The organism is Psychrobacillus sp. 05T411 (assembly GCF_056396485.1).
Genome location: NZ_JBFTLO010000017.1, coordinates 1 through 13250, shown reverse-complemented (window position 1 = coordinate 13250; position 13250 = coordinate 1). Strand labels below are relative to the sequence as shown.

Here is a 13250-nt window from a genome sequence, read left to right as displayed (position 1 = left end):
AAGTTTATCCTCGTTTCCATCGGATACCTTGCGCAGTATCTTCCAAAATAATATTCATTTCTTTTAGTTGATCTCTTATTTCGTCGGCACGAGCGAAATTACGATCCTTTCTCGCTTGGTTACGCTCTTCAATTAGCGCATCAATTTCTTCGTCTAGCACTTCTTTTTCTTGTTGAAGCGTTAAACCTAACACTGCCGTCAACTTATCAAATACCGCTATGAACTGTTTCAACACTTGTTCAGCTGTTTGTTTTTCTAACAAATACGTATTCGCAAGCTTAGATAGTTCAAAAATCGCTGCAATACCATTGGCAGTATTGAAATCATCGTCCATCGCAATTTCAAATTGTGTTTGTACTTCTGCAATTTTATGCAACCAAATATCATGTTGATCGCCCAAATCTGCCGTGGCATTCAATCGGTGTACTACATTTGCATATGCAGTACGAATACGTTCAAGACCAGCTTCTGCTTGTTCTACTAGCTCTACTGAATAGTTGATCGGATGGCGGTAATGTACACTCAACATGAATAAACGTAATACTTGGGGATCAATTTGCTTGCGAATGTCATTTACTAACACAAAATTCCCAAGGGATTTAGACATTTTTTCGTTATCAATATTAATATACCCATTATGCATCCAATATCGCGCAAATGTTTTACCCGTTCTAGCCTCAGACTGAGCAATTTCATTTTCGTGATGAGGGAACGTTAAATCTTGCCCTCCAGCATGGATATCAATTGTATCCCCTAGTATTTCACGCGCCATTACGGAACATTCGATATGCCATCCAGGGCGACCTTGACCCCAAGGGCTTTCCCAGAAAACCTCTCCTGGTTTTGCTGCTTTCCATAAAGCAAAATCTAAAGCATCTTCCTTTTTTACTCCAGTTTCGATACGCGCTCCAACTTTCAGATCATCCACTGATTGATGTGAAAGCTTACCATAACCTTCAAATTTTCTAGTACGGTAATATACATCTCCTTGTGATTCGTACGCATACCCTTTGTCTTCTAAAACTTTAATAAAATCAATAATTTCGTTCATATGATCCGTTACACGAGGATGCGCATCTGCTCTACTGCAACCAAGCGCTTCGACATCAGCAAAATATGCTTTTATAAAACGAGCAGTTAACTCTGAAACGTCTTCTCCTAGCTCATTTGCCGCTTTAATAATTTTGTCATCCACATCTGTAAAGTTAGATACAAACGTTACGTCGTAACCTCGGTATTGCAAATACTTTCGAACTGTATCGTAAACAATTACAGGACGAGCGTTTCCAATATGAATGTAGTTATAGACAGTTGGACCACAAACGTACATTTTTACTTTTCCTTCTTCCATCGGTATAAAAGGCTCTTTTTCACGCTTTAATGTATTAAATATTTGAATTGTCATAATAAGTGTTTCTCCCTTTCATTTGCTAATCGTCTAATTTCTTTTTGAAGTGTTGCAATTTCCTCTTCCATCTTTTTGCATCGGTCAGCGAATGGATCCGGCAAATCCTGGTGATCCAAGTTACGTTTCACCTTCACTCCATCCTGTATGACGACAACTCCTGGTATACCAACAACCGTAGAATTCCCTGGTACATCTTTCAATACAACTGAACCCGCACCTACTTTGCTATTTTCCCCAATTGTAATGGATCCTAATACTTTTGCTCCTGTTGCCACTAGTACATTATCCGCAAGGGTAGGGTGTCTCTTCCCTTTTTCTTTTCCCGTTCCGCCTAATGTGACCCCTTGATAAATGGTACAGTCATTGCCAATTTCACAAGTCTCTCCGATGACAACACCTGAACCATGGTCTATAAAAAAACGTCTACCAATTGTAGCTCCAGGATGAATCTCGATACCAGTGAAAAAACGACTTATTTGGGAGATTGCTCGAGCAAGGAAGAAAAAGTGTTTTTTATATAATGCATGCGCAATTCGATGACTCCAAATGGCATGTAAGCCTGCGTATGTTAATATTACTTCCAATTTACTAGTTGCTGCGGGATCTTGTTCGAAAACGACAGCTATATCTTCTTTCATACGTTCAAACATGTTGGTTCCTCCCTCTTTTTATTGGCAAATAAAAAAACGCCCCTGTCTATACATATAGACAGAGACGCCAGTAAGCGCGGTTCCACTCTGATTGGAAAAAATACTACTCTTTCCCACTCGACATCTTTAACGCAGATGATACGTCCAGCCTACTTGGTATGTTCGGCATGGCGCTCGGAGGTGCATTTCGGTAACTCACTCGTTCAGACCACTTTCAGCCGGTGATGGTCCTCTCTAAAGAACATGCGTTACTTACTTCTCCTCTTCTTCACTTTCTATTTTTCCGTTCGGTAATTGTACCCTCATTTTCACACCTTAGAAGCAGAAAGTCAATCTTATTGTTTAGCGTATTTAGCCACACGTGCGATTACTTTCTCTTTTCCGATTAGGCTAATGGCATCAGCTAACTCAGGGCCATGCGTTTGGCCAGTCGTTACGACACGGATTGGCATAAATAGGTTTTTCCCTTTATGTCCTGTTTCTTTTTGCACTGCTTTAATCGCCGCTTTAATCTCTGCAGCTTCGAACGTTTCTAGGTTCTCTAATTGCACTTTAAATGCAGCCATTACTTCTGGAACTTGTTCTCCAGCTAACACTTCTGTTGCTTCTTCATTATATGCAAGTTCGTCATTAAAGAACAGCGAAGATAATTCTACGATTTCTGCTCCAAAACTCATTTGGTCATGGTACAGAGCGATTAATTTGTTTGCCCACGTTTGTTGCTCTTCCGACAATTCACTTGGAAGAAGTTCTGCTTTTTGCAAATGTGGTAGTGCAAGTTCTATTACTTTTTCTAATGGTAACTGCTTGATGTATTGATTGTTCATCCATGTTAGTTTTTGTTTATCGAACATCGATGGAGATTTGGATAGGCGGTTTACATCAAAGATTTTAATGAACTCTTCTTTAGAGAAAATTTCCTCTTCCCCTTCAGGAGACCATCCTAATAATGCAAAGAAGTTGAACATTGCTTCTGGTAAGTAACCAAGATCTTTATATTGGGAAACGAATTGAATAATCGATTCGTCACGTTTGGACAGTTTTTTACGGTTTTCGTTAATGATTAATGTCATATGACCGTACTTAGGATAATCCCATCCAAATGCATCAAATATCATCAATTGTTTTGGTGTATTCGATAAATGCTCTTCTCCGCGGAATACATGAGAGATTTTCATGAAATGATCATCTAATACGACTGCGTAGTTATAGGTTGGGATTCCATTTGCTTTTACAAGAACCCAATCACCAACATCTTTTGACTCAAACGTAACGGATCCACGAACTAAATCTTCAAATGTATAGGTCACGTTTTCTGGAACACGCATGCGAATTGTGTAAGCAAGACCTTCTGCTTCTTTTGCTTGTACTTCCTCTACCGATAAATGACGGCATTTGCCATTATACATAGGAGCAGCTACTCCGTTTTCTTTTTGTACTTCACGGTCCGCTTCTAATTCTTCTGACGTACAGAAGCATTTATAAGCATGTCCCTTTTCTAACATTTCTTCTGCATGTTTTGTATAAACGTCTAGACGTTCCATTTGACGATACGGTGCATAAGGTCCTCCGATATCAACGGACTCATCGTAGTCGATTCCTAACCACCTTAAGTTTTCCAGTTGCGATAGTTCGCCACCTTCGATGTTACGTTCAATATCTGTATCTTCAATACGAACGATAAACTTCCCGTTATGGTGACGTGCATATAAATAGTTGAATAATGCTGTACGTGCTCCTCCAATATGTAAATGTCCAGTTGGACTTGGTGCGTAGCGTACGCGAACTTCTTGTGTCATTGTAATATCCTCCTAGTTTTCGTGCATATAAACTTTAATTATTTTAACATTGCTGCGGTGTTTTTTAAAGTTAGTCTTTCTTTACAAGCAAAATAGTGGCCATCGAAGCAATTCCTTCTTCACGTCCAGTAAAACCTAGTTTTTCCGTTGTTGTCGCTTTTACATTCACTTGGCTTACATCCGCTTGAAGAAGTTCTGCAACTCGTGCACGAATCGTTTCAATATGTGGAGCCATCTTTGGTTTTTGCGCGATAATCGTGCAATCGATATTCCCTAGTTTATATCCTCTCGCATCTACTAGTTTCCAAATATGCTCCAAAAGTTTTGCAGAATCAGCATCTTTAAAATCAGGATCTGTATCTGGGAAATGCCGTCCGATATCCCCTTCTCCAATTGCTCCAAGTGCCGCATCCGTAACCGTGTGAAGTAGTACATCTGCATCAGAATGGCCGATAAGCCCTCTTTCGTAAGGGATTGTAACTCCCCCTATTATTAGCGGACGATTATCCGCAAACTCATGTACATCAAACCCTTGACCAATTCGCATCATGTTATTGTTCCTCCTGTTCTCGTTTAGTTAAAATTACTTCTCCGAAAAGAAGATCTTCTTTTGTTGTCATTTTCACATTATCATAAGTACTTTCTACGATATGAACATGCTCACCCTGTCGTTCCACAAGCATTGCTTCATCTGTACCTAAAAACCCTTCATTTTCCGCTAGTCTTTCAGCTCGCTCTAGTACATCATACCGGAACGCTTGCGGTGTTTGAATAATCCACAGACTATCTCGATCTACCGTTTCTTGAATTATACCATTTTCTACTTTTTTCATCGTGTCCTTTGCGCGGACCGCTGCTACTGCCGCTCCATATTCCTCTGCCGTTTGCACTAGTTGGTGGATAACCTCCTGCTTAATAAACGGTCTTGCCGCATCATGCACGAGTATAATGCCTTTTGAAAGAGTGGCTTTTAAGCAAGCATATACACTATGTTGACGTTCTGCCCCACCTTCCGTAATCGCAGCAACTTTTGTAATATGATATTCTGCAAGTAACTTTTCGATAAAGCCCTGTTCTTCTTTTTTCACTGCTAATACAATTTGATGACACTTCGAATCTTGTTCAAAAGCCTGTAATGTATGTATTAAAATCGGCGTATTTCGAAGTTCTAAAAAAAGCTTATTTTGACCTGCTCCCATTCGCTTTCCACTTCCGGCAGCGGGTAATAACACCGTATATACCATTAGTATTCCCTCCTACTTCACATAGAAAAAGGGCGTTTTCCTACTAAATAAGAGGAAACTACCCTTCTCCATTATTTTGACTCTTGTGGTTTGGCGAAAATCATACGACCTGCAGAAGTTTGTAATACACTTGTTACTTCTACATTTATTGCCTGACCGATATGGGATTTCCCACCCTCTACAACAATCATCGTACCATCATCTAAGTATGCAACGCCTTGATTATGTTCTTTTCCATCTTTAATGACTACTACATGCATTATTTCCCCGGGAATAACAACGGGTTTTACTGCATTTGCTAGATCATTAATATTCAGAACCCGTACTTGATGTAGATCACACACTTTATTCAAATTAAAGTCATTGGTGACAACAATTCCATTCATCTTCTTCGCTAGACGAACTAGCTTTAAATCTACTTCATGTATATCTTCAAAGTCCTCTTCCACTATTAAAACTGCGGAAGCACGCTCGGTTTGTAGTTTTTTCAATACATCTAACCCGCGGCGACCTCTCGTTCTTTTAAGTGTGTCAGAAGAATCCGCTATATGTTGTAGCTCCGTTAGTACAAACTGCGGAACTACCAATACCCCTTCGATAAAACCTGTTTCCGAAATATCCGTAATACGACCATCGATAATAACACTCGTGTCTAGCAATTTATACGTCCCTAAACCCAAACCTTGCGTCACTTCTTCATCTGTTGCTTTCTTTTTACTCGTTTGTTGCTTGGTAGAAGTAAAAACATGAAGTAGTTCATCTCGTTTTTTAAATCCTACTTGGAATCCCAAGTATCCTAGAACGATTGACAATAATACCGGTACGACAGAGTCAATGCCAGGAATGGCAATATTATTAATCGCTGTCCCAAGTAAAAATGCGACGATTAATCCAATAACTAGCCCTAGTGTACCAAAAAGCAAATCCCCAATCGGTGCCCTTAATAGACGCTCTTCCATCCACTTAATAAAATTTATTAAGTAATCAGTTAAAAATAAGGCCATAACATAAAGTAAAACTGCTCCAATTAGAATAGATACATAAGGATTGTGGATCCAAGGGTTATCGGATAAATTAATAAATTCGTATAAATGCGGTAATAATATTAAACCCAACGTACCACCAATTAAAACAAATGCGATTTGTATAATCCATTTCAACAAAATGCCACCTCCAATTAATTATTAATTATACTGCTTGTAGCCTTCATACGTCTATTCAGACCACAAGCAGTATGTCTTTCATGGCTCTTCTTTAAGAAAATGCCTCTTTCATTACTTCGTTTACAGATTCTACTCCGATCACTTGAATTCCTTTTGGGTAATCCCATCCGCCAATATTAGAAGCAGGAACGATTGCCCGCTTAAACCCTAACTTCGCCGCTTCCTGTACACGTTGTTCTATTCTAGAGACTCTTCGCACTTCTCCAGTTAGTCCAACTTCTCCTATAAAACAATCCGTAGGAGCAGCGCCTGTATCACGAAAACTGGATACGATACTTACTAGGACGGCTAAATCGATCGCAGGTTCGTCTAGCTTCACTCCACCCGCAACTTTTATATATGCATCTTGTGTTTGAAGTAATAATCCCATACGTTTTTCTAACACTGCCATGAGTAATGACACACGGTTTTGATCGATTCCTGTTGCCATTCGTTTCGGATAGTTAAAGCTAGATTGCGTAACCAGTGCTTGGATTTCCACCAAAATTGGTCTTGTCCCTTCCATCGAGGCGACAATCGCCGAACCCGCCGCTCCATGAGAACGTTCTTGTAAAAAAAGCTCGGAAGGATTTAATACTTCCTTTAATCCTTGTTGCACCATTTCAAATATCGCAATTTCATTGGTGGAACCAAATCGGTTCTTTTGAGACCTTAATATCCGATACGTATGATGGCGTTCCCCTTCAAAATATAAAACGGTATCCACCATATGTTCTAGTATTCGAGGACCCGCAATTTGCCCTTCTTTCGTTACATGTCCTACTAAAAAGATAGCCACATTCTTTGTTTTAGCGATGCGCATTAATTCTGCTGTACATTCCCTTACTTGAGAAACACTTCCCGGGGCACTTGTTACTTCTGGATGATGTACAGTTTGAATAGAATCAACGATCACAAATTTCGGTTCTACACTATCGATTGTTTCATTGATCATTTCTAAATTCGTTTCCGAATAAATATAAAGTTCCGCTGAAGTAACCCCTAAACGTTCTGCACGAAGCTTTGTTTGACGAATGGATTCTTCACCAGAAATATATAAAACACGCTCGCCTTTATTGGCAAGTAAGGCTGAAACTTGTAAAAGAAGTGTTGACTTACCAATCCCCGGATCCCCACCAATTAACACAAGAGAACCCGGTACTATTCCGCCTCCAAGTACGCGATTTAACTCACCGAAATCTGTTGCTACGCGCGGTTCCTCTTTCGTCTCAATTGCAATAATGGGTGTTGCTTTTTGTGCCACTCCCGTAGAATGCTGAAAAGAACGTTTTGGTCCTTTCGATACGATTTCTACCTCTTCCACCATCGTGTTCCATTCTCCGCACCCTGGACATCTTCCCATCCATTTAGCTGCCTCATAACCACAGGAATTACACATAAATTTCGTTTTTTTCTTCGCCATAGTACCTCCTATGTAAAAAAAGAGCATTCCGTCCTTAAGGGTTGGAATGCCCGCAATATTATTTTTCCACCGCTACCTTCGCTTTTGTACGAACAACAAATTCATCATTTTCCACATCAAACACGACATGTTGACCTGCTAATACTTCCCCTTTTAATAACTCTTCAGAAAGTCGGTCTTCTACGTGTTTTTGTAGTGCTCTACGTAACGGACGTGCTCCATATGCTGGATCGTATCCTTCTGTTGTAATCTTCTCTTGAGCTGCTTCTGTAAGCTCTAAATCAATACCTTGTTCTTTCAAACGTTTCGCTAATTGTTCTGTCATTAGTGAAACAATTTGTTTTAAATGTTCTCTTTCAAGCGAGTGGAATACGATCATTTCATCCAATCGGTTTAAAAATTCAGGACGGAATGCTTTTTTCAATTCTTCTAGCATTTTGCCCTTCATGTCTTTATAATCCGTTTTTCCACTTTCTTGTAGGTTAAATCCAACATGTTTATTGTATTTAAGTGCATCTGCTCCTACGTTAGATGTCATAATAACAACCGTATTGCGGAAGTCAACTGTACGTCCTTTGGAATCTGTTAATCGACCGTCTTCTAATACTTGAAGAAGAATATTAAACACATCTGGATGTGCTTTCTCTATTTCATCTAATAAGATAACAGAATATGGTTTACGACGTACTTTTTCCGTTAGCTGTCCACCATCTTCAAATCCAACATAACCTGGAGGTGAACCTACAAGACGTGAAGTCGAATGTTTTTCCATATACTCAGACATATCTACTCGAATCATTGCATCTTCGTCGCCAAACATTACTTCTGCAAGTGCACGAGCAAGTTCTGTTTTACCGACTCCAGTAGGTCCAAGGAAAATGAAGGAACCAATCGGACGTTTGGGATCTTTTAACCCTGCACGAGCACGACGAATCGCTCGAGAGATTGCGTCTACAGCTTCCGCTTGACCAATGACGCGTTCATGCAGCTTTTCTTCTAGTTTTAATAACTTTTCAGATTCTGTTTGTGCTAGTTTAGATACCGGTACTCCCGTCCACATGGATACAACTGCCGCGATATCTTCTACTGTCACTTCCGACTCTTCTTTTCCTTGCTTTTCTTTCCAGTCATTCTTCATTTTTTCTAGCTCGTCTTTAAGCTTCTGCTCTGTATCACGGAAAGATGCAGCTTTTTCAAATTCTTGACTTTGCACCGCGGCATTTTTCTCCGAACGAATTGCTTCTAGCTTCGCCTCTAATTCTTTTAAATTAGGAGGAGTTGTGTAAGAACGTAGTCTCACTTTTGACCCTGCCTCATCGATTAAATCGATTGCTTTATCTGGTAAAAAACGATCCGAAATATAGCGATCTGACATTTTCACTGCTGCTTCTACAGCTTCATCTATAATTTTCACGCGGTGATGCGCCTCATAACGATCGCGTAATCCATATATAATTTGAATTGCTTCAGCAACTGAAGGTTCATCCACTTGGATTGGTTGGAAACGACGCTCTAATGCTGCATCTTTTTCAATGTATTTTCGATATTCATCTAATGTTGTCGCACCAATACATTGAATTTCCCCACGCGCAAGTGCTGGTTTTAAAATGTTCGATGCGTCAATTGCACCTTCTGCCCCGCCTGCTCCTATTAATGTATGAAGCTCATCGATGAATAAAATAACATTTCCAGCTTGGCGAATTTCATCCATTACTTTTTTCAATCGATCTTCAAATTCACCACGATACTTAGTCCCAGCTACTACCGTCCCCATATCAAGCGTCATTACTCGTTTATCACGCAATATTTCTGGTACTTCATTTTGAATAATTTGCTGTGCAAGGCCTTCTGCAATAGCTGTTTTACCAACACCAGGTTCCCCTATTAAAACAGGGTTATTTTTTGTCCGGCGTGCTAGGATTTCAATGACACGTGTAATTTCTTTACTACGCCCAACTACTGGATCTAATGTACCTTCTCTAGCAATTTGGGTTAAATCCCGCGCTAATCCATCGAGTGTAGGCGTACTCGCTGGAGCGGCACTATTATTAGCGTTGCCATGCGATTGATCAGTACTTCCAAGTAATTGAAGTACTTGTTGGCGAGCCTTATTCAGACTAACACCAGCATTATTTAAAACTCTTGCCGCTACCCCTTCTCCTTCACGGATCAATGCTAGTAATAAATGCTCTGTACCTATATAGGAGTGCCCTAGTTTGCGAGATTCATCTACAGAAAGCTCAATCACTTTTTTTGCGCGTGGTGTATAATTGACGATCGGTCCAACTTCTTCTGCTCCAGTTCCTACCAACTCTTCAATTCCCACTTCAATCACTTTCGTATCTACTTCAATAGCTTCTAGTGCTTTTGCAGCTATACCACTACCCTCACGGATTAAACCAAGCAATATATGTTCTGTGCCGATAGATTCATGCTTTAAGCGAATTGCTTCTTCTTGCGCCAATTGTAAAACTTTCTGCGATCTTTGTGTGAATCGATTAAACATCATACGAGTTCTCTCCTTTTGTTTTCGTTTTTTCTTCCTTTTGCAACCGTTCTCTCAGCAACTTCGCTCGAAACAAATCACGCTCTGAAGTATTTAAAGTAGTTCCGGCATATTGTTGTAAAAATCCTGGTTGCATAAAGACCATGCATTCATTCAAAATAGTCATATCTACATCTTCAATAAGCCCCATATCTATCCCTAAACGCACGTCGGACAAACACTTCGCCGCCTCTTCTGTCGTCATAATACGTGCATATGACAATGTTCCTAAAGAACGATATAACCGATCCTCTAGTGTACTGGCTGAATGCTTTAAAAGTGCATTCCGCGCTTCTCTTTCTTTTTGAATAATCTGTTCGGTTATGCTTTGAAGATCGGCAATTATGTCTTCCTCTGATTTACCAAGCGTTGTTTGATTGGATACTTGGTACACATTCCCGAGCGCTTCACTACCTTCCCCGTAAATTCCTCTTACAACCATCCCTAATCTAGAAATAATCGTGATGATTCGGTTCATTTGTTTCGTTATTGTTAAAGCTGGCAAATGCATCATGACAGATGCACGTAGTCCAGTCCCCGTATTAGTGGGACAGCTGGTTAAATAACCGAACTGTTCATCAAACGCATAAGATAACTCTTTTTCTAAAACTCGATCAATCGCATCAGCCTGACTATAGGCTTCTTGAATTTGAAGACCTGGAAATAAGCATTGAATACGGATATGATCTTCTTCATTGACCATTACACTAACAGCTTCATCATCGGATATTAGAGCAGAACCAGTAGTCGGTGAATTAGCTAGTTTAGGACTGATTAAGTGCTTTTCTACAAGCACTTGTCGATTCAATTCGGACAGATCCTTTATTTGAATGGAAGAAAAGTTCTTCTGTAGATCCTCATTAGCATCTAATAGTGTAGCCGAAACGGATTGGTCAATTTTATGCGCTTCGTCCTCTGTAAATGCAAGTGGAAATCGATATCCGTTTAAGTTTCTAGCTAATCGAATTCTTGTACTCATGACAATATCAGAATGCTCTCCATCTCCTGCCATCCAGCTAGAGATCGAATTATCTAAAAAGCGTTCAATCGACATGCGTTTCTTCACCTCCAGCGGCAAGCTTTTCCTCGAGTTCTCTTGCCTCATCTCTTAGCAGTGCTGCTTCTTCGAATTTTTCTGTTTCAATCGCTTCTTTCATCTGCAACCGTATTGCTTCAATACGCTTTTTCAACGCTAATTTTTCGCCGAATGCTCCAGGTGCTTTTCCTACATGTGCCACGTTTCCGTTGTGTAAACGTTTAAACACGGTAGGCAGTTGGCCACGGAAGCTATTGTAACAAGAGGCACAACCGAATTTGCCTTCATCTAAAAATCGTTGAATAGACCAACCACATGCTTCACATTCTAATGGAGGTTTTTTCTGTACTTGTTGCATTGGTTGCTGGTCTGTATGATTGAACCAATTGGATAATAATTGGTGAAGCGATAGTGGATCTTGTTTATATTCTACATAAAACGGGTGGAGACTATTTGCACAGACCTCGCAATAATGTCTTTCAAAGTGTTCTCCGTTATGCACTTGCGTAACCGTTACTTTTGCTGGTCTTTGCTTACAATTTTCACAAATCACTTTTCAACACCCCGTTCGCTTTCACTTTTTTTCATATTTTAATGTCAGTAACATTGCGCATAGGATACGTGCTCGCAAGTCGTCCCTTGCCGGTAGTGGAATAGCAAGTGTCGTACGATTAAGGGCAGCTAAAATAATTTTTGCTTCTCGATTAGAAATAACTTCTTCATCGATTAATCGGAATACAATATCTTCCGTTACCGATTCAGATGCGCCATTTTCTAGACTTTGTATTATATGCTCAATCAGATCAGCTTTCGTATGTGCCCGCACGCGGAGGATTCGAATATATCCACCGCCACCACGTTTACTCTCCACTAAGTATCCACGATCTTGGGTAAATCGAGTATTAATCACATAATTTATCTGGGATGGGACACACTGAAACTTTTCAGCGATTTCACTTCTTTTTATTTCAATTTGTCCCTTACTCTCTTCTTCGATAATTGCCTTCAAATACCCTTCAATAATGTCAGATATATTTTTCACCTTCTCACCTCTTCTCGCAAACTGACTTTGACTAACTTTGACTATATTATAACGAGAAAATTATGGATGTGCAATTGATACGATTCTCCCTTCAGTGTTCCCGAAATTTCGAATAAAAAAACATAAATGGGCTATATTTTTAGGAGCTAGGAGGAGGTGTGTAGTATGGGGATACTACGACGCAGTGACCGCTGTGATTTTCGCTGCAGTCGTGCGCTTTCCGCCGGGTGAGCGATGAGCCATCCCCGCCGCCCTTAGGCGGACGTTGCGATGGCTTATTTGCCCACTCATCCGGCAGGAGTCGACGCCTGTAGCGAAAATCAATGGAATTTGCCCAATTATCAATACCATCTCATTAAAAAACAAAATTTCARCCAGTTTTTCCATTGGATTATCCAATAAATGGCTTAGGGCAACCAMCCGATGACTGAGAGCAACCAGTTCTACTACGAAAGCAACTAAATCAGCACGAGAGCAACCAAATTACTCGTGAAAGCAACCAATTCTCAAAATGGCTCTTTACTTGATGTGAGACAACTATAATTCCGACMTATTATAGGAATTATATGTCCTAAAGCCCGCCGAACAAGCCTGGCCGGCATCTACTCGACTAGTTTGTCGTGTTCAGCTATCTTATTGTCACGTTCAACCATTTATTGTTAATATGGGATCTCAATAATTTAGCCATTTCCATTGATTTTCGCTGCAGGCGGCGAMTCCAATGGAGGCCAACACGATGTTGGTCACGAAGGCGTTGCCACACGATGTGGCGTTCTTAGCCTTTGTTCCTCTACCTGAGTAAGATGAGACTTCACAACGTACGCGCAAGCGGCGGTGAAGGCTCATCACTCACCCCACGGAAAGCGTCCGTCCTGCAGCGAAAATCATAGCGGTCACTAGT

General features: G+C 40.3%; 11 protein-coding genes and 1 other annotated feature. All 11 genes read right to left on the bottom strand.

Going from position 1 to position 13250, the window contains the following annotated elements; all coding sequences use genetic code 11:
- Window positions 1-4: 4 nt before the first annotated feature.
- The 11 genes from cysS to AC1DFT_RS13875 all read right to left on the bottom strand — a co-directional run bounded on the left by cysS (window position 5) and on the right by AC1DFT_RS13875 (window position 12349).
- Window positions 5-1405, bottom strand: coding sequence for a cysteine--tRNA ligase (gene cysS, locus AC1DFT_RS13925; RefSeq protein ID WP_478159358.1), 1401 nt, complete (start codon window positions 1403-1405; stop codon window positions 5-7).
- A complete protein-coding gene (gene cysE, locus AC1DFT_RS13920; protein WP_478159357.1) occupies window positions 1402-2058 on the bottom strand; it encodes a serine O-acetyltransferase in 657 nt (218 codons plus the stop codon). Before cysE ends, cysS begins: the two co-directional genes overlap by 4 nt.
- A 57-nt stretch (window positions 2059-2115) precedes the next feature.
- Window positions 2116-2336: a binding site (T-box leader), on the bottom strand.
- Window positions 2337-2393: 57 nt separating this feature from the next.
- Window positions 2394-3857 (bottom strand): glutamate--tRNA ligase, encoded by a 1464-nt coding sequence (gltX, locus tag AC1DFT_RS13915; protein WP_478159356.1) that lies wholly within the window; start codon window positions 3855-3857, stop codon window positions 2394-2396.
- Window positions 3858-3927: 70 nt separating this feature from the next.
- Entirely contained in the window at window positions 3928-4407 is a 480-nt protein-coding gene (gene ispF, locus AC1DFT_RS13910; RefSeq protein ID WP_478159355.1) for a 2-C-methyl-D-erythritol 2,4-cyclodiphosphate synthase, read from the bottom strand.
- Between the two features lies 1 nt (window position 4408).
- Window positions 4409-5101: a 2-C-methyl-D-erythritol 4-phosphate cytidylyltransferase gene (ispD, locus tag AC1DFT_RS13905; RefSeq protein WP_478159354.1), complete on the bottom strand. Its 693-nt coding sequence runs from the start codon at window positions 5099-5101 to the stop codon at window positions 4409-4411.
- A 71-nt stretch (window positions 5102-5172) separates the two neighbouring features.
- Window positions 5173-6264, bottom strand: coding sequence for a PIN/TRAM domain-containing protein (locus AC1DFT_RS13900; protein ID WP_478159353.1), 1092 nt, complete (start codon window positions 6262-6264; stop codon window positions 5173-5175).
- Between the two features lie 91 nt (window positions 6265-6355).
- Window positions 6356-7726, bottom strand: coding sequence for a DNA repair protein RadA (gene radA, locus AC1DFT_RS13895; RefSeq protein WP_478159352.1), 1371 nt, complete (start codon window positions 7724-7726; stop codon window positions 6356-6358).
- Between the two features lie 58 nt (window positions 7727-7784).
- Window positions 7785-10235 (bottom strand): ATP-dependent Clp protease ATP-binding subunit, encoded by a 2451-nt coding sequence (locus tag AC1DFT_RS13890; RefSeq protein WP_478159351.1) that lies wholly within the window; start codon window positions 10233-10235, stop codon window positions 7785-7787.
- Window positions 10225-11325, bottom strand: a complete 1101-nt coding sequence (locus tag AC1DFT_RS13885; protein ID WP_478159350.1) for a protein arginine kinase — start codon at window positions 11323-11325, stop codon at window positions 10225-10227. The genes AC1DFT_RS13890 and AC1DFT_RS13885 overlap by 11 nt, the downstream gene beginning before the upstream one ends.
- On the bottom strand, window positions 11315-11860 hold the full coding sequence (locus tag AC1DFT_RS13880) for a UvrB/UvrC motif-containing protein (RefSeq protein WP_478159349.1): 546 nt from the start codon (window positions 11858-11860) through the stop codon (window positions 11315-11317). The genes AC1DFT_RS13885 and AC1DFT_RS13880 overlap by 11 nt, the downstream gene beginning before the upstream one ends.
- Window positions 11861-11881: 21 nt before the next feature.
- Window positions 11882-12349, bottom strand: a complete 468-nt coding sequence (locus AC1DFT_RS13875) for a CtsR family transcriptional regulator (protein WP_478159348.1) — start codon at window positions 12347-12349, stop codon at window positions 11882-11884.
- Window positions 12350-13250: the final 901 nt, after the last annotated feature.

What these genes read in the sequence shown, in the direction of transcription:
- cysS (WP_478159358.1), bottom strand. Translation starts at nt 1,405, where the DNA reads ATGACAATTCAAATATTTAATACATTAAAGCGTGAAAAAGAGCCTTTT.
- cysE (WP_478159357.1), bottom strand. Translation starts at nt 2,058, where the DNA reads ATGTTTGAACGTATGAAAGAAGATATAGCTGTCGTTTTCGAACAAGAT.
- gltX (WP_478159356.1), bottom strand. Translation starts at nt 3,857, where the DNA reads ATGACACAAGAAGTTCGCGTACGCTACGCACCAAGTCCAACTGGACAT.
- ispD (WP_478159354.1), bottom strand. Translation starts at nt 5,101, where the DNA reads ATGGTATATACGGTGTTATTACCCGCTGCCGGAAGTGGAAAGCGAATG.
- radA (WP_478159352.1), bottom strand. Translation starts at nt 7,726, where the DNA reads ATGGCGAAGAAAAAAACGAAATTTATGTGTAATTCCTGTGGTTATGAG.
- ispF (WP_478159355.1), bottom strand. Translation starts at nt 4,407, where the DNA reads ATGATGCGAATTGGTCAAGGGTTTGATGTACATGAGTTTGCGGATAAT.
- AC1DFT_RS13885 (WP_478159350.1), bottom strand. Translation starts at nt 11,325, where the DNA reads ATGTCGATTGAACGCTTTTTAGATAATTCGATCTCTAGCTGGATGGCA.
- AC1DFT_RS13890 (WP_478159351.1), bottom strand. Translation starts at nt 10,235, where the DNA reads ATGATGTTTAATCGATTCACACAAAGATCGCAGAAAGTTTTACAATTG.